This window comes from Ignavibacteria bacterium, assembly GCA_025612375.1.
GTDB lineage: Bacteria > Bacteroidota > Ignavibacteria > Ignavibacteriales > SURF-24 > JAAXKN01.
Genome location: JAAXKN010000004.1, coordinates 206,152 through 223,058 on the forward strand (window position 1 = coordinate 206,152; position 16,907 = coordinate 223,058).

At 39.1% G+C, this 16,907-nt stretch carries 17 protein-coding genes; 5 read left to right on the top strand and 12 right to left on the bottom strand.

What is annotated here, in order from left to right; translation table 11 throughout:
- Positions 1–106: 106 nt before the first annotated feature.
- The 6 genes from HF312_05000 to HF312_05025 form a co-directional block, all read right to left on the bottom strand.
- Entirely contained in the window at positions 107–592 is a 486-nt protein-coding gene (locus tag HF312_05000) for a DUF2975 domain-containing protein (GenBank protein MCU7519552.1), read from the bottom strand.
- 42 nt (positions 593–634) lie between these two features.
- Positions 635–1,258 (bottom strand): VanZ family protein, encoded by a 624-nt coding sequence (locus HF312_05005; protein MCU7519553.1) that lies wholly within the window; start codon positions 1,256–1,258, stop codon positions 635–637.
- Positions 1,259–1,394: 136 nt separating this feature from the next.
- On the bottom strand, positions 1,395–1,745 hold the full coding sequence (locus HF312_05010) for a DUF2200 domain-containing protein (GenBank protein ID MCU7519554.1): 351 nt from the start codon (positions 1,743–1,745) through the stop codon (positions 1,395–1,397).
- A 327-nt stretch (positions 1,746–2,072) separates the two neighbouring features.
- Complete coding sequence (locus HF312_05015) at positions 2,073–2,831, bottom strand: YhfC family intramembrane metalloprotease (protein MCU7519555.1); 759 nt, start codon at positions 2,829–2,831, stop codon at positions 2,073–2,075.
- Between the two features lie 113 nt (positions 2,832–2,944).
- A complete protein-coding gene (locus HF312_05020) occupies positions 2,945–3,463 on the bottom strand; it encodes a hypothetical protein (protein ID MCU7519556.1) in 519 nt (172 codons plus the stop codon).
- A gap of 31 nt (positions 3,464–3,494) precedes the next feature.
- On the bottom strand, positions 3,495–4,370 hold the full coding sequence (locus HF312_05025) for a hypothetical protein (GenBank protein ID MCU7519557.1): 876 nt from the start codon (positions 4,368–4,370) through the stop codon (positions 3,495–3,497).
- 331 nt (positions 4,371–4,701) lie between these two features.
- On the opposite strand from HF312_05025, the gene HF312_05030 reads away from it, so the two are divergent.
- Entirely contained in the window at positions 4,702–5,673 is a 972-nt protein-coding gene (locus tag HF312_05030; GenBank protein MCU7519558.1) for a Zn-dependent exopeptidase M28, read from the top strand.
- Positions 5,674–5,954: 281 nt separating this feature from the next.
- Here HF312_05030 and HF312_05035 read toward each other — a convergent pair whose 3' ends face one another.
- Complete coding sequence (locus HF312_05035) at positions 5,955–7,781, bottom strand: T9SS type A sorting domain-containing protein (GenBank protein ID MCU7519559.1); 1,827 nt, start codon at positions 7,779–7,781, stop codon at positions 5,955–5,957.
- Positions 7,782–8,095: 314 nt separating this feature from the next.
- Between HF312_05035 and HF312_05040 the strand changes: the two genes are divergently transcribed.
- The gene (locus HF312_05040; GenBank protein ID MCU7519560.1) at positions 8,096–8,905 is read left to right on the top strand and encodes a hypothetical protein; all 810 of its coding nucleotides are present in this window, start codon (positions 8,096–8,098) and stop codon (positions 8,903–8,905) included.
- Positions 8,906–8,980: 75 nt separating this feature from the next.
- On the opposite strand, the gene HF312_05045 is transcribed toward HF312_05040, so the two are convergent.
- On the bottom strand, positions 8,981–9,559 hold the full coding sequence (locus HF312_05045) for a hypothetical protein (GenBank protein ID MCU7519561.1): 579 nt from the start codon (positions 9,557–9,559) through the stop codon (positions 8,981–8,983).
- A 386-nt stretch (positions 9,560–9,945) separates the two neighbouring features.
- On the opposite strand from HF312_05045, the gene HF312_05050 reads away from it, so the two are divergent.
- On the top strand, positions 9,946–10,620 hold the full coding sequence (locus HF312_05050) for an HAD family phosphatase (GenBank protein MCU7519562.1): 675 nt from the start codon (positions 9,946–9,948) through the stop codon (positions 10,618–10,620).
- 163 nt (positions 10,621–10,783) lie between these two features.
- On the opposite strand, the gene HF312_05055 is transcribed toward HF312_05050, so the two are convergent.
- Positions 10,784–11,449 carry a dihydrofolate reductase gene (locus HF312_05055; GenBank protein ID MCU7519563.1) on the bottom strand — a complete coding sequence of 222 codons (666 nt, stop codon included), beginning with the start codon at positions 11,447–11,449 and terminating at the stop codon, positions 10,784–10,786.
- 237 nt (positions 11,450–11,686) lie between these two features.
- On the opposite strand from HF312_05055, the gene HF312_05060 reads away from it, so the two are divergent.
- Positions 11,687–12,118: a VOC family protein gene (locus HF312_05060; protein MCU7519564.1), complete on the top strand. Its 432-nt coding sequence runs from the start codon at positions 11,687–11,689 to the stop codon at positions 12,116–12,118.
- A gap of 53 nt (positions 12,119–12,171) precedes the next feature.
- Here the strand turns inward: HF312_05060 and HF312_05065 are convergent, their stop codons facing one another.
- Both HF312_05065 and HF312_05070 read right to left on the bottom strand, forming a co-directional pair.
- Positions 12,172–12,954: an alpha/beta hydrolase gene (locus HF312_05065; GenBank protein MCU7519565.1), complete on the bottom strand. Its 783-nt coding sequence runs from the start codon at positions 12,952–12,954 to the stop codon at positions 12,172–12,174.
- A gap of 251 nt (positions 12,955–13,205) precedes the next feature.
- Positions 13,206–14,480 (bottom strand): IS256 family transposase, encoded by a 1,275-nt coding sequence (locus HF312_05070; GenBank protein ID MCU7519566.1) that lies wholly within the window; start codon positions 14,478–14,480, stop codon positions 13,206–13,208.
- A 124-nt stretch (positions 14,481–14,604) separates the two neighbouring features.
- Between HF312_05070 and HF312_05075 the strand changes: the two genes are divergently transcribed.
- The gene (locus tag HF312_05075; protein MCU7519567.1) at positions 14,605–15,126 is read left to right on the top strand and encodes a hypothetical protein; all 522 of its coding nucleotides are present in this window, start codon (positions 14,605–14,607) and stop codon (positions 15,124–15,126) included.
- Between the two features lie 460 nt (positions 15,127–15,586).
- On the opposite strand, the gene HF312_05080 is transcribed toward HF312_05075, so the two are convergent.
- Entirely contained in the window at positions 15,587–16,303 is a 717-nt protein-coding gene (locus tag HF312_05080) for an SDR family oxidoreductase (GenBank protein MCU7519568.1), read from the bottom strand.
- Positions 16,304–16,907: the final 604 nt, after the last annotated feature.

The window sequence follows — 16,907 nt, forward strand, 5'->3', positions numbered from 1 at the left end:
ATTATATACATTATAGCAGGATCTGCTCAATATCGGAATAAGGAATTAGTTTTTAATTCATTTTATTCCTAATACTCGAAAAGGCGGACTTATAACTGGTTTGTCCTTAAACTGTTAAGTCGTTGCCGGATTTTGCATCCACGGCGCCTTTTAAAAGTCTTTCAAACACGGCTGCGGCAATAACCACTGCGGCGGAGACAAATATCAGAAAAAGACCGATTGCAACACCGCCCATAATGTCATCCTCCCGGCCTCTCTGAACTATGAATATATAGGCTTCAGCCCCCAAAAGAAAACCGACAAGAGACAATCCGCAATATTTTATGGTCCGCAGCGCTTTCACGGAACGTGCTGAAATGAGTTCATCCCGCCCTATAAATCCCAAGAGCCTGAATGCCTGATAGAGCACTGCAAAAAAGAAAATGGATGCGATGTATGCATATGCCAGAAAAGGATCGTTGAAATATATTTGAAGGAGTGTGGCATGCGCGTTTCTGCCTTCAAGGTGGGGTTCCCAAAGCATTAGAGCAAGAGCGCCGATGCCGATGAGAAAAATCCCAATCTGAAGAAAAATTATTAAGCTTCTTTTCATGTGTGGTTATTTGAATTTGCGGGTTTTAGTGTTTATAGTTTATTATTTATCAACCTGAGGCCGCTCGGCGATATACCTTAGGACCGGAATTTCTTTCATCGCCCAATTGCGGGATGCCTGGCGATACAAGCGCACGAATGCGACAAAGATCATGCTGCCTATTGCCACACCGGCCGTATTGAATATCACGTCATTGATGTCGGCTACACGGAATGTCGTATTTGCCATAAATCCCGTTATCAGCTGCAAAAGTTCGATAACGATGCTAAAGAGCGCACCAGCAGCGACTACTCTTTTCATGCTGAAACTGGTAATAAACGGCAGCCCGAAACCGAACGGTATCATAAGCAGAACGTTGAGAAGAGAGGTCTTAACGTCCTCCAGCCTGAGCGTGGCGAGCGGAATAAGATTTACGCTTTTTTCAGCGCTCAGCCCATTAAGCATCAGGCCAGGCACAAAATGCTTTAGAAGAAGCAGGGATTGAAATTGAAACAGGGTGTAGTCAAAAACCTTATAGATATAGATGTAGAATATTGTGAAGAACAGCACATGCACCAGACTCTTCCTTTTCTTCAGCAGAAGAAAGGCTGCAATGCCTAGCCAAACTAAGCCCAGAAGAAGCCCCGTTGCTATGTTTATTGTACCGCTTACAGTCTTATAATCCATACTTTTCTTCCTTTATCCCTTTTCAAAACCTGTCCATGCGAATTTACTTAATTTTAGCATTATTCTAAAGCTTTCTTCACGGTGAGAGGTTTTATACTTGTTAAATTTCTACGATTATTAGCTAAATAATATAGGTTCACTTACGAAGAATTTTATCTATTGCTTTTCCTTTTGCGAGTTCATCAATGAGTTTGTCCAAATAGCGTATTTTTTGCATTAATGGATCTTCAACTTCTTCTACACGAACACCACATACTGCACCTTTGATAAGTGAACTATTTGGATTTATGGCTGGTGCCTGCGCAAAAAAAGTTTCTAAATCATTTCCCTGTTCTATTTGATGCTGTAATCCGGCAGGGTCATAACCAGTCAGCCAGCAGATGATCTGATCAACCTCTTCTTTTGTGCGATTTTTGCGTTCGGCTTTCCCAATGTATAGTGGATATAAATTCGCAAATTCCATCTCAAATATCTTATATTTTTCCATAATCATTCCTCCTGTACGCAGGGTTAAATATTTTCGAAATCCGTCTCTCACAGATACGTGGGGCTGTTGGGTGAATTATTGCTATAATTATCCTCAGGCTGATTATATTAACAGCTGTCCTTATCCCAAATCACGCCTGTGCGAATTTAGTTAAATTTTGTATTATTCTAAAGCAATCTTTTCCTTACATTAGCCGGTTATTTAATAAATAACTATAACTGAAGAATCGGAAATGATTGAGGCATAAATGACGTCAAATTTGGAAAGTAAAAGATATTAGAACTTAAGTCCGTGTCAGGGATGGACTACTGATTAAGGACAGCAGTTTTATAAAATGAAGTTTCTATATGGATTTATCATTATAAAAAAGGTAACAGTATTAATAACTGATAAGATAAGCAAATATAAATTTACCTGAATATACCCTTTACTGGTTGCCAGTTTGCCTGAAATATGGTAATAATAACCAAGACATCCATCTGCAATTACAAAAACCGCCAGAGCAATAAAAATCGGTATGTTACTGCCTGTGATAACAGTAATAAAGACTAAACCTCTTGTGGAAATATGTATAAAAGTACATGCTATTCTTTCGACTACTGGTAAGATAACATTATAGAAGTAACTTCTAATACCCTGCGTATTATCCAGAAATTCAATCATCTTTTCAAATTGTGCTTCCAGTGCAGTTCCCTTCATAATCTTGTTGGCATTAGCTTTAACTGCAATAAATATTTCAAATGAGCCGATTGCGAGGCCGAAACTGATTATTGCATTAAAGTCAAAAGCAAATTTATCTTTCATTAGCAAAATGATAACATATGCGGCAAGCAGTTCAACAATGCCGGATAGTAAGCCATTTAACAGTGAAATGGAAAGCAAAGACTTATTCGTTTTGTGCAAAGGAGATAAAATAATTTGATAGGCCAGGAGTTTGAAAATACATCCAATGCCCCAGGATCCGGCTCCTAAAACAAAAGCCTTTAGTGGCACATTTTCAATTTGGTTGAAATAGAGAAGAGGAATAATTGCTATAAAAATAAGTATTATCTTTTGAAGATAGTTTTCAACTTTTTTACTTTTCATTTTTCTCCCAAATTGGTTGTCTTGATGGAGATTCTGCCAGTTCTTATAATCCTACCCGTGGAAATTTAACCAAATTCCTCATTATTATAAAGTTTTCTATACTTCTGTTCTCTTTACTTGCACGATACATAATGCAGAGTATCTAATTTCTCCAATCCAAACACAAAACACTTAAAATGCCCTAAAGTGGGACTCCCCAGGCCATAGGTGATCTGAAAAATCCAGGCATCCTGCCCATTATACTTTGCCCTTTCAGCATAGGTCGGCAGTACATACTCCCCCGTAAGGCTGCTTCCGCTAAGGGAAATTATCCTGTCAAAAGTTTTTGAATCTTCGCCCAATATACTTGCCTGCTGTCTCATGTAATCATTCAATGCTTTTTTTACTTCCTCCGAATAATTATTGCCCGAATAGGCGCTGGCAATATTCTTCAAAGAAACGGTGTCGGGAAAGAAGTCATTGAAACTATCCTGGCTATAATTCATATTGGAAACTTTGACAACCGGTTTAACCGGAATGGAGTCATTCGCCTCGGTTGAACTATCACTGCAGCCTGTAAAAGACAAAAAAGAAAATGAAGCTAGAAAAATGCTTAAACAATAGAAACGGGTTTTCATTTTAAATGCTTTCATCTTAATGCGCCTTAAAATATTATTGATTTTATTATTGGGATGATTTGGGATTAATCAGCTTGATAATTCTAGGTAAACCTATTGTTCCATAGACTATTAGTTCAGTGCTTGTTGTTAAGGTAACATCTTTAACGTGGCTAAATGCAACCGGTATTTCAATGTCAAAATTATTGTTTTCGATTGGAATCTCCATAGCCATTGCCAGGCCGTCCCCATATGTCATTCCTCTTAATCTATAGGCATTTGTGGTCCCTTTGATCCGTAAACGCACTGTACTGAAGGAACTCCCTTCAGCATTGTATTCCCATATACTGCTATAGATTTGTGTAGAAACTTTATCCAATGGATTAATGTCATAGCCAATTACCAATCCATGAGAATCATTTGATGATGCAGCACCTGCCTGGTCCGTTTCAATAAAATATACGTAGCCTTTGCTGCTTTTTAACGCCTTAAATGTAAAACGGTTATTTACAGTGCTGTCGGGATTGAGAGATTTTTCACTACTGATAAGCTGAACTTCAGAGTTAATCCAGGAGTCATTACTGCTGAATTTGATATCACCAAGGTCCACCAGCCATGTCTTATCTTTTTTGCAGCCTTTAATTTCTACAGTAAACGAATCGTTTTGGGATATTACAAATTCACACCTGGCTTCTTCAGGATAAGTATATTTAATAGAGTATAGATCAACTCCAATTAAATCAAGTGATGAGTATAAAACAGAATAAGATGGCGAATGCTGTGTAATTGTTGTATCTGCAAACCTTACGACATCGTCCTCCACTGGTTTTACTTGACTGTTGATCCTGGAGTTATTTTCGACGGGTTCAGTACCTTTATTGCAGCCGTAAAATGCAATTATGATAGATACAAAAATCAGGGACGGGTACCTGATTGATTTCATAATGTCTCCGGTTCAGTAATAATTAGAATATTTCCAGAAATTATTGAAAGGCAAGAAACATAACAGCCAAAGAAAGCACATGAATACAACAGATTCACAATCCAAATTAATAAAAACAAAAACCACGCCAAACTAAATTATTTGAAGGGGCTTTAATTTAAGGCGCAATATTCATGCAATCTCCATTTATACACTCAGAAATCTGATAGATTATCAAAAAACTGATAAGTCGTAGACAGCGCAATTTGTCGCTTCCTGCATCACTTGCAGTTGTGAGAAAATTATTTTAAGTTAAAATCAATTTTCCTTGAATTAATAAACAGGTGGTGTTATGAAAAAACTTGTCCTGTTTTCATCGATCATTCTATCTTTATTGTTTTTTTCCTGTAGCAAAAGTAACAACACAGAACCTGTTGCCACTCTTCCCTCTGAACCTTTTAATCCGGCCGGCATTTCAATTGACTCTTTGATTAGAACTGTCTCCGAATTAAGCGGCGAAAAAAGCGTTACTATTCTTGGGAGTAATTATACCATATCAACACGCAGCCAGTATTTCGAAGGCAATAATATGGCGGCTGAATATCTGAAATCCAGATTTAAGAGTTTGGGCCTTAATATTTTAGACCAGAAATACAGCTCCTCCGGACGGAATATACTTGCCATTCAGCAGGGGGAAGACAAGGAAAATTATTTCATTATCTGTGGTCATTACGACTGCTGCCCGGATAGTGCACTTGCTTCGGGAGCCGACGACAATGCAAGCGGATGTTCAGTAGTCCTCGAGGCAGCGCGTCTTATTTCCAAACTCAGGCCGAAGTACTCTGTTATTTATGCCCTGTGGGATGAAGAGGAAAGAGGCCAGGGAAGCCAGTATTTTGCTGACTCAGCATTTACGGCTAAAATGAAGATTAAATGTTTACTGAATGCCGATATGATAGGATATGATATCAACAACAGCAGATTGGCTGCTTTATATGAACCACACGAATATGGTTCATTGCAGTATACCAATATCATCAAGGACGTAAATAACCAGTATGGATATGGAATAAATTTAATAACAAGTGATTCTCCGGCTGCATCAGATGATGAATTCTTCCATTCTAAAGGATTTGCTACAGTTGCAATTAATGAAAAGATCAAATTTTATGCTCAGGATCCGGTGTATAACTTTAATAAATATTATCACACAAGCAGTGATAGATTAGATAAATTTGATAAAAATTATTTTGAAAACATGAGTAAACTGGCAATTACTTCCTTTGCCAAAATGATAGGATTAAATTTGTCTGCAGCTAAATAGAAGTGAATTACGGTGGAAATGGCATGTAAACCGTTTAGCAGATCCAAATAAAAAAGCCTCAAGACAGCGAAAATTGGCCATCTTGAGTCATTAAATTCAGGCTCTTAAACCCTGCTGAGACAGGGAATATCCATGCCTCTCAAAAATTTTTGAATTTAGCCTGTTTTTGAAATATCTAGAAAATCGGTGACCAAATAGTGACAACAAGTCAGTCGGTATATAACTTATACCGGCTGACTCTTAGTTTTGTACTTATTTATTCCTTTGGGTACCGTTTGATACTATTTCATGTAAATCATCTTATACGTCATATCAAACGGTTCCCTTGCTGAAGCAGAAATACCTCTGAGCCTGTAATAATATATCCCTCCCGAGACATTGCGCCCTGACTCATTTGATCCGTCCCACTTGACAGCATGTTTCCCGGCAGACTGATGCTGATTTATCAGCGTTCTCACCTGCCTGCCAAGCACGTCATAAATGGTAAGCGAAACGTCCGCATCGGACGGAAGATAATAACCGATCACTGTGGACGGGTTAAATGGGTTGGGATAGTTCTGCTGTAAGGCAAATACCGCAGGTACGTTCTTCTGCTCTTCTTTTTCAACATCCGTAGCATCGCCATACGGCTTTACAGAGATATACCAATCTTCGCTCTCCCTGGTGTAGAGAGTATGTCCGTGATAATCTAATTTTGTATCCTGCGCATATTCATTCGAAATATTGTATTCATACGTACACGTATCACCCGTACGCTTTACTGTCTTGTCCTCCAGATTTGTCCTGTTGAAATTCATAAAGAAGCCATCCGACGAGTCATTGATGCTATAAGAATCATTGGACCATCCGGTCTCAGTAGAAAAATTCCTCGTATTGCTGGCGCCTTTTCTGGAGATATCGGAAGACACATAAACCTCAGGAATGCCGTCTGACTGGTATGGGTATGTAACATCGGCCTTAATGCCCGGCCTGCTGATCCGGCCTTTTACACTTTCATTTTCTATATCTATCGTCTTTCCGGTAGTTCCACCAGCAGTTACACTGAAATCCTTGAAGAAATCCCTTTTGCGGCTGTATGTTCCTGATGGCGTTACAGAAAGCACTTTGTTATATATCTTCAGCTGCTGGACACTGTATTCCCTTTCCAGGAGAATCTTTAATTTGAATGAAGCCGTGGTATTTTCAGAAGTATTTGAATTGAAAGAAATGGTACCGGTATCGAAAGTATTTGTCCACGAAGTGTCTCCCCTTGAAGTGGTGCTGAAATTCCACACTGCATCCATTTCACACGTTTCCGGCGGCACATTGAGATAGGCCGTTCCTGTAAAAAGGTCCTTTGCTCCAGTCGGCTTTTTATGCGGGAAATTTACATACATTACCGCAAGTCCGGGCTGAAACGGTACAAACCGCGTCTTTGCCGTCCCTTGTTCATCCGTAGTGACCTCATCTTCAGTAAACTTACCATTCTGAGGTCCGGAATATTCTTCCCCGTCTTCTGTAAATTCTTTCAGATGGAGTTTCCTGCCCTTCAGCGGCACACCATCGCAATCGATCAGTTTTATCTCTACATCAACTGTATCGCCGGCATTGACCTTCTGGCGTGAAGGTGTTACTTGTACCTCCTCCGGCTGACCTCTTCTGTACAGGCTTTTTATAGCAACCGAGTTATCAGTGTCTCTTTTGTATATCTCGAACTGCCTTATTACTTCCAGTATGGACCCGAACTGTGCTGCGAGTTTCTCTCCCGCCTTCCAAGGTTCTCCAATAGTACTTTCAAACTGAACTGAAGTAGATTTAACCAGTTCCCTGGAAGTACCGGTCTCTAGTGTAAGTACAGCTTCATAGCTGCTTCCGGCGCGACTGACATAGCCGGAGAGGATATAGTCGCAGTCCAGTTCGCCGGCAGGAGGAAGATTGGTATAAGTAAGGCCGTATTTAAGTGTCCCGTTCTGCAGCGTTGAGGCATTGATCATCGCGCCGCTTAACCAGGTGATACAGCCTGAGTTCGGTTCATTTTGCCTTACACAATACCTGGCCCTGATGCCAGCCCAGAACAGCTCCATCCAGTCAGGAATTAGAGAATCAGCCTGCGGCCTCTCTACTTTCATCTCGAAATCATAAAGTGCGATTCTGGGCCGGGAGCAATCGCCGCATTCCTGCGAATAAGTATTGAGTGCAAATGCACTCAGAAAAAAACATAAGACAAAAGTTTTCATATTAAGCATCGATATATAATTGTTATTGAGGATAATTTTCAGAGAAACAACACATGCGCCTGGTTAAAACCTTGTCAATGCGAAAATAGTGAAATTTCGAACAATTATGAATTATTATTTTCTTGCCCTTTTGAGTAAGATTATTATTAAAAGTTTATATTCTTTTGAAAAATTCTTATATTCATGACATAAATAAAGGTTATGTCATGCGAACAATACTCTTCATATTCCTTATTAGTTGCACTATTATTATTCCTTCGTGCAAAAAGAACGATAATATTGTTGAAAGCAGTTTAACTCAGTCCGGAATAAGCTTTGAACCACAGAGAGTCAGAGTAGGGCAAAAAATCAAGATATCTATACAAGACGGCAACATAAATTTTAAGCCCGATGAACAGATATTTTTCAACGGCTGCTGGAATATGGCTGACAGTATTGTGGGAAACACTATATATACTTTTGTACCATACATTCCAAATGCACCAGAAGATTGGAAAGTCCGGATCGAGATGCAATCTAAAGATTCTGTTTACCAGGTTGAAGGAGTCTTGAAGGTAGAGACTGAAGCAAGCATTTCACCCGTGACAATAACATGGAATCCTTTAGATCCTGTTTCAGAAGGGGAATCTTTTTATTATCCTAAAGCATATTCTCGGCAATACGGGTGGAGCGGTAAAAAAAGCAACGATACAATTTATCTTACACAAATATATCCTGCCAGCGAATCCTATGGGGAATTTAAATTCCTGTTCCACGATAACGGTCCGGGCAAACTGCCTGAACTTATTTCAGCTGTCCAAATACTTTATCCCGATTTTTTCCCAACTGAACCATATACCATGAGAGATACAATTAAACAGGTATTAGTCCATATTGATAAATGGGGAAGCGGCAATGTCTTTAGCGGTAGAGTTTTTCCTCAGGTTGGTGAATTCGCTTCATCCGGATTTAAATACCTTAAAAGTGCGGACCCTTTTTTTGATAGTTATACTTTCTACTGCACAATTAAACCCTGAGGATAATTTCAGAACTGGTGCGCATTTTTGATATTCCCTTTTCAAAGCCGGATTAAGCACAGCATTTCATGCTTGCTACTTTGACCCGAGCTTTTTATTCTGCCTCAAAAGCTCAAGAGCTTCTGCAGCCCTTTTTGCCTGAGTCTCCTCCTTCTTTGCGCTTGTTATCCACAATACGTAGAGTCTGCGGTAAGAGGGGGCAAGACTGCTGAAGTTCTTCCATGCAAGGGCATCTGCCCTTAAGACCTTTTCAACAAGAGGCGGAATATCCAAAACTTTCTTCTTCTGCGGGGGCGTTTTGTTTTCAGAACTTTCCTCAAGTGGAAACGTAACCTTTGAAAGGCCGAACTCAGTCATCCTGCCTTCTTTGATAAGCTTTCTTACTCTAGCTTTATTTACTTCGGACCAATTATTTGTATTTGTTCTCGGCGTAAACTTCCTGGCATAACGCTCTTCATCCAGCTTCTTAATTATACTATCTATCCATCCATAGCACAGTGCCTCACCTACAGCATCTTCCAGGGGCAGAATGGGTTTATTGGCGCTCTGTTTATAAAAGACTAACCAGATAACATTTTCCTTTAGGTGATTTTTCTTTAGCCAGGCCCGCCATTCCTTGGCGGTCGTTACATGCAGGGTCTTAAGAGCTCCCATTTCGCATCCTCTGGAGGGATAGTTTGAAAATGTATGAAGATTAATAGTCCAAAGTTAAAAAGCCTTAAACCAAAAGGCAAAAGGAAAATCTGTCACTTTTCAAAACCTGATAAATGCGATTCAAAGAAATAACCTCTATGGCTTTTCTCAAGGATTATTTAAGAAGCTGTCCTTACCCAAAACCTTGTCCATGCGGGTTCAGCAAAAGCACGCATATTTTAGACACAGTTTTTCCCCATTTCCCCAATGCAAATTATATCAATTAAGAGAAGTGTGGGAAAGATGATTTAGTTTTACCGCTCAGGATATTTGGCATTATATGAATTTTTTGTTTACTTTCATGGATCGGAGAAATCAGAAATTAAAACAGGGAATACTATTAATTTATGAACGATAAAAATTTTGCAGCCATTTTTGATATGGATGGAGTTATTATTGACAATGCTTTGTATCATGAAAAAGCATGGAAAATATTTCTTAAAAAAAGGGGGATTAATCTTTCGAATAATGAGTTTAAGGAGATAGTGTTCGGACGAACCGGAAAAGATATTCTCAAGATACTTTTCAAAGATATAACAGAATCTGAAATAAAAGAGTATGCGAAGGAAATCAATGCAACATACAGAGAAGAATATGCTCCTTTTATTAAAGCAACTCCAGGACTTATTGATTTTCTTAAACTTCTGAAACAAAACAACATTACTGCCGCTATTGCCACATCAGCCCCGCCTATTAATGTTGAATATATTACGGAAAAACTGAGCATCCGTGAGTATTTTGCAAATACAATTGATGATACTCAGGTTACAAAAGGTAAACCTGATCCCGAAATATATTTGGCTTCAGCCGATGCAATTAATTATGAACCTTCACAATGTGTAGTATTTGAAGATTCCTTATCAGGAATTCAGGCAGCAAAAAATGCAGGAATGAAAGTGGTAGGAGTGGCAACTACACACGATCCTTCGGAACTGAAGAATGTTGATCTTGTAATCAAAGATTTTCATGAACTGGATATTGAAAAGATCAGAGCAATGTTTGGGAATTCACATCCATTTTAGGTCGTAATAAAATGAAAAAGCCCAAAATCAGACGACTTCGGGCTTTTCTTTTTAGATGCGGAGAAACAGTCCCCATGGAGTTACTTCGGGATCCGAAGGTCCTAAATTATTCGAACCCAGCTTATGTTGCAGGCATATTACAAAGCCTTGCCCACATTTGAGACTAAATATATTTTTTGAAAACCAGATGTAAAGCTTTTTTTGAGGGAGTAAACTCTACACACTTGTAGCCAAGCTCGTTTAAATTAACGTTTGTAAATAAGTTCTCACCTGAGTTCAAAAGAACTGGTGCTATGGCTATATGCATTTCATCCAACAGTTTTGCCTTCAGATACTGTTTAACAGTTTCAACACCTCCGCCCAGACGAATATCTTTCCCGCCAGCTTTTTCTTTTGCCATTTCCAGGGCAGTTTCTATTCCATCGGTAACAAAATAAAAAGTAGTTCCACCTGCCATTTCAATAGGGGGCCTTGCATAGTGTGTCAAAACATAAACGGAAGTGTGGTAAGGAGGATTTTCTCCCCACCATCCCTTCCATGAGAAATCTTTCCATGGACCTCTTTCCGGCGTAAACATATTTCGTCCCATAATCCAGGCACCAATATTATGGAAACCTTTATCAGCAAAGTCATCATCTATCCCCAAAATCCCTTCAGTTTTATCTCCATTCTGCATTTGGCCGTGCATCTTCTGGAAAGTATTGGTGGGAAAAAACCATTCGTGCAGCGCCATTCCATTATTCCCCATAGGGTTTTCCAGACTCTGACCGGCTCCAGCTCCAAATCCATCAACAGAAACTCCAAAGCACAATACTTTTAATTTGCTCATATATCATTCCTCATATTAAGAACAGGTATTATAGAAATAATTAAACAAAAATCTGCGTAACATTCTACCGGTCACCCAGGCGGAAGAGAATAGGGAGGTGTTGAAGAAACTTATTAATCCGAATATATATCAGGCACGTTTATTTATATTTGTCGAAATTATTCCCTTTATAATATCCTTTTTGCTGTTATATTTAAGCAGTAACAAAGCTCTCATTTACTAATGAAAGGAACAAAAATGTCATCGGTAAGTATATATCTGAATTTTAAGGGCAATACGGAAGAGGCGTTTAACTTTTATAAATCGGTCTTTGGCGGTGATTTTATGTCCCTGCAGCGCTTTAGGGATACACCGGAAGCCGGTAAAATTGCAGAAAAGGACCGGGATAAAATTATGCATATTGCACTGCCGATCCTTAATGGTTATTTGCTAATGGCAACTGATACTTTGGAATCAATGGGCCAAAAATTAACTGTAGGAAACAATTTTTCTATAGTTCTCTATTTGGATAGTGAACAGGAAGTAAACAGACTTTTTGACCTCCTCTCTTCAGGCGGCAAAGCACAAGTTAAGCCTGAGAAAGCCTTTTGGGGCGCTTATTTTGGAATGACCACTGACAGGTTTGGAATTCAGTGGATGCTAAGTTATGGCAGCAGCGTACCTCAGTAACTTCTTAACTCAAATAAACGGGGGGAATATATATTCCCCCTGTTGTTATTTCTTTACTTTTTAATTACCATTTCCAGTATTTTATTAAACTCCTCAGGCTTTTCTATCATCGGGTAATGCCCGGTTGCATGAATGTAGCTTACGTCAAATGATTTCGGGCAGTACTTCTCAAGACCCTGAGTATTGGTGGGTCCAAAGTCACTATTGACAAGATGCAGCTTATAATTAAGTTTGGATACTCTTTCGTTCAAGATCTTAAAATATTCCATCATATCGAACAAAGTTGCCAAAGCAACCTTCTCATCCGAATTAACAAAATCATCTGTTACCCTTTTTCTTACATCAGCAGGAGTTTCAGGATGGAACAAGGTTTCCGCAAAAAAAGGAACCGAATTCTTGTAATCATTTACAATTGCCTTTGACATTGAGGTTATCTCTTCAATCTGTTCGGGTGTAAAGGCAACGTCAAGCATCTTGAAATTATCAATTCCAATTATTCCTTTAATCTCATTGTGGTTTTTAAGTGCGGCTTCCAGTATCACGTCGCCGCTCATTGAATGGCCGATAAGTATAACATTCTTTAGGCTAAGCTTATCAATGAAATCAATTATATCCTGCCCATAGTTCTGTCTTGTCCACTGATTTCTATCCGACTTTGATTTTCCAAAGCCCGGGAGATCAATTGCAATTACCCTATAATCCTTAGAAAAATATTCTAACTGATCATTCCAGTAGCTGCTGTTAATTCCCCAGCCATGAATAAAAAGTAAAGTTACTCCACCTGTTCCCTTTTCAATATAATGGATAATTGCTCTATCGGTTTTAACCTCTGGCATTTAAGAGTTCCTCCTGTGTTTTTCTTTTATTGTACTATTTACTTTTTCCCTATTAGAATATTCCGCCAATGACTTGTTCCTGTTCAAAACTAAATCCATGCGAATTTAGCAAAATTCCAGACAAAATATTTAAATACTTTAACCTGGAAATAATAAATCAGAATATGATATAATAGTCATTAACTATATAACGATCGATGTCAGGGGTCAAGTCTTTTTTATTGTGTAAAAATATTTTTTTCAAAGGAGGCCTACGCTGCCAATCTATATGAAATATAGTCCCCGGTTGATTCTTCATTCGTCATCAGTTTTCTGATGTTCTTCAGTATTTTCAGTTCATCATCCCTCATCCCAATTCTCTTCCAGTTCTGTGATGCCCTGTAGAGAACTGAGAAGACCAGACCCGTAAGGGCCTTCTCACTTGCATGCTGGGGAAACACCTTGGTCCTTCTTTTCTCCTCCTCAAATGCCCTTTCCAGGAGGTTCGTAGTGCGAATGAACTTCCTGTGGCCTAAGGGATACTTGAGATTGACAAGGCATGCCTCCAGGTCCTCACTGAAGCACTTGACAGCAGAGGGGTAGTTGTCAATATTCTTGTCAATGAAGTCAGATGCCATGGTCTTTGCAGCCTCGTAATCTGTGGCATAATAGATCCCCTTTACTTTAGAGATGACTTCCGTCTGGCGGTCCCTTGGGAGCTTGGATGCAATGTTCCTCATCTTATGTGCCAGGCACCTCTGGCGGTCAGCCTTGGGGAAGCTTTTTACTATGGCCGAACCTGCCCCTTTACCCCCGTCACTTACAACAAGAAGCGGATGCCTGAGACCACGGCTTGTCATATCCAGAAAGAACACCTCCCAGGATGCCTTACTCTCACTTTCAACAGCTGCTACGTGGATTAAGCGCTTTGTCCCGTCAGAGCATATGCCCCAGGCACAGAGGAGTGCCCTATTACCCGTAAACCTGCGAACAGCCTCATAAACCCCGTCAATAAAGAGGTAGACCACGTCAAGTTCCGACAGGTCACGGCAGGTAAATTCCTCATATTCCCTTGTCATTTCAGAGTTTAGGCGGCTTACGGAGCTCTTGGACAGAAGTGCCTCTCCGCTATCATCTCTAAAGGTATCCTCTATGTCACGCGTGGACATGCCCCTTATGTACATCTCACGGGATAGGTACTTTAGATTGTCCTCCAGGCTATCCAGCCTTTCTAAGATCCTGCTCCTGAACTCTTCATCGGTGTCCCTTACTCTGGGCTGTCTAAGTTCCAGGAGGCCCTCGCTTGTCTTTACCTGCCTGTCATAGTAGCCGTTGCGGTAGCCTTTTCTTCTTCCCTCTGAACCGTTGTGCTCATACCAGCTGCGCCCCAGGAAGTCCGTCACCTCTCCTTCAAGGCTTTCCTGAAGGAGCTTTTCCATTCCTCGCTTAAAGGACTCCCGGAAGAGGTCACCTCCTCCTTCTTCCATCTTTAACATTTCCTCAAATAATTTGTTTTTCTGACTGGATGCATTTAACTTTGTGCTCATGGTGCTGTCTCCTTTTTTACTAAATTTTTTGTTTTGCACTTCAAATTTAATAAACTGGAGCGGCACCTCCTTCTTTTATTTTTTACACAAAGATAAAGACATTACCAATAAACTAAGGTAAATCATGAAAAAACTGATTGTTGTTATCTTAATTTTATCTTCGGTTATCTGTTTAGCTCAATATGAGATGAAGAGCCCCTCCCCGCAAAATGGAACACCGATATTCCGAAATAACATTGAATTTAATGCTGGAGTTGAACCGCTTAGACATTTATTCCTGGGAAGTATAGGGTATAACTTCAGCCTTCTTGATAATTACGGCTTTTATATCACCCCTTCTATCGGAGCTCATTTCTCTCCTTATATGGATGTAAGCCTGAAGTACAAGTTTCCTGTAACTAAATACTTTTATATTACCCCTCAGTCGTCATTAGGCGTATATTTTGATTTATTTACTCCTGCCCCGATGGTATCATTGGCTGGCTCCTTGGAATTCAATTTGGGAGAAAATACTTATCTGAGTTTTACTCCAAGAATGTTTTTCTTGCCGCATCATACTATTGGAATCAAGGCAGGAGCCTCTGGCCATGAATATGATCTGGATAAATATCCTCCTTTCGCATTGACAATAGGAATTTCATTTTAATCAAATCTTAATTTCAGAGGAGCAGTTAATGAAAAGGTTTTCTTCTTCGTTAATTTTGTTATAGTCCATTAAAGTATTTGCGCATCAACAGCCGTCTAGGCAGACCTTCATAAAAATAGAAAACCTCGAAAACAGCTTAAAAACGCTAAATCCGAGGTTACTATTTGGTTGCGGAGAGACAGGGAATCTCCGGATGTGCAAAAATCCTTTGAAATCCGACTGCTTTCTCCCTATTTAAAATGTCAGTGACCAAATTGTGACCAAGAGGTTTTTGAAAATATTAAACCAGTTTCTTTCCTGTTGAAAGGATTTCTTTTTTCGAATGGATTATCTTCTGTAAAGTCTTAAGTCTTGCATGGTTGTACTTCAAGATCAGCTGAAGACTTAAGGATGTATTTATTCAGCTCCCTTCGAATTAGGTTTATTTCCAACTTTTAGGATCTCTCCTTTGATACGGCAATTATTTATTGTAAACAACCGGCATCTTGTTTTTCCATTTTTGCCATAATTCATTGTTGGTTATCAAATCTGCCATAAAATGGCCAACATTAATCCGGCTGGTCTTTCCGGGATTGAATATGGGGTTTCTTTTTATTGATTCAAATACTTCGTACGGACTTACAACATCTTTATCAATTAACGAATCAGGCCGGACAACTGCCCATTCTATCTTTTCATTATCCTTTCCTACAGCTCTTGCTAAGTAATCTGCAGCCCTTACATTATCTCTCTGCGGCGGCAATAATACAGTCAGCAGTGAAAGGATAATTCTTTCCGATATTGATCTTTTTTCATTTATATCTTTATTAATACAAGCCACCGTATTCATTAAGACTATTTTTATCTTCCTTGAGGAACCCTGAAGAATTGCCTCAGAAATATTTTTTAGCGACTGATAAACTAACTGACGGGGTTCTCCAAATATACCTTTGAAAGTAATATTGTGGCCCAGACAGCATACAACAGCATCACATTCATTAATAAGAGCTTTATTTTCCATCATGTTGAATTCGGCAATATTCCCGGTAATATGTTCGACAAGCATATTATTACTTATTTCTTCCGGAATAGCTGCATTCTTCCTGGTGACAATCCTTAGGCTTATCCCTTTTTTAATTAATTGAGAAACAACCTGCTGGCCGGTTGCACCGCTTGCGCCAAGAATTAAAACTTTCATGAGAAGCCCTTTTAATAAAAGATAAAGTATTGGATTTATGCTGTGCCTGTTTTGGATAGTGCCCCTAGTATGTTCGGAAGAAGTTTATAACTCCTATCGCTATTGAAATTCCGCCTGCTATCATTAATCTTGCTGACCAGATTTTCCTAATAAGCTGTCTTCGATATTCCCGATTAAAATAATCGTAGTAGTCCAGGATTTATTCTTTTGCAAGTATAATTAATAATCCGGTTACAATAGGTATAAGATTAATCATAGTAATAAAAAGGTTTATTATAAAAATAAGACTTTTATTTCCCTTATCTCAATATAAAACTCAGTACATATGAATTTAGCTAAAATTTGCATTATTCTAAAGAAATCTTTTCTCATTATAACCAACTTTGCTCAGACTGCTCTGATCGCGGAAACAAGATAGCAATATTCCGAGGGGAATGGTTTTGATGAATTATGTTTGTTGAAGCTGACCTGACTGGAAGGAAAGTAAATGAACAATGAAAATGAGCAATAATGAGATAGGGATTTTAGATCGGATGGGCTTTTGAATATGTTGCGCCGTGAAAAGTTTGTGAGAGACAGATGGTTTGAGATAACCATAATAGTA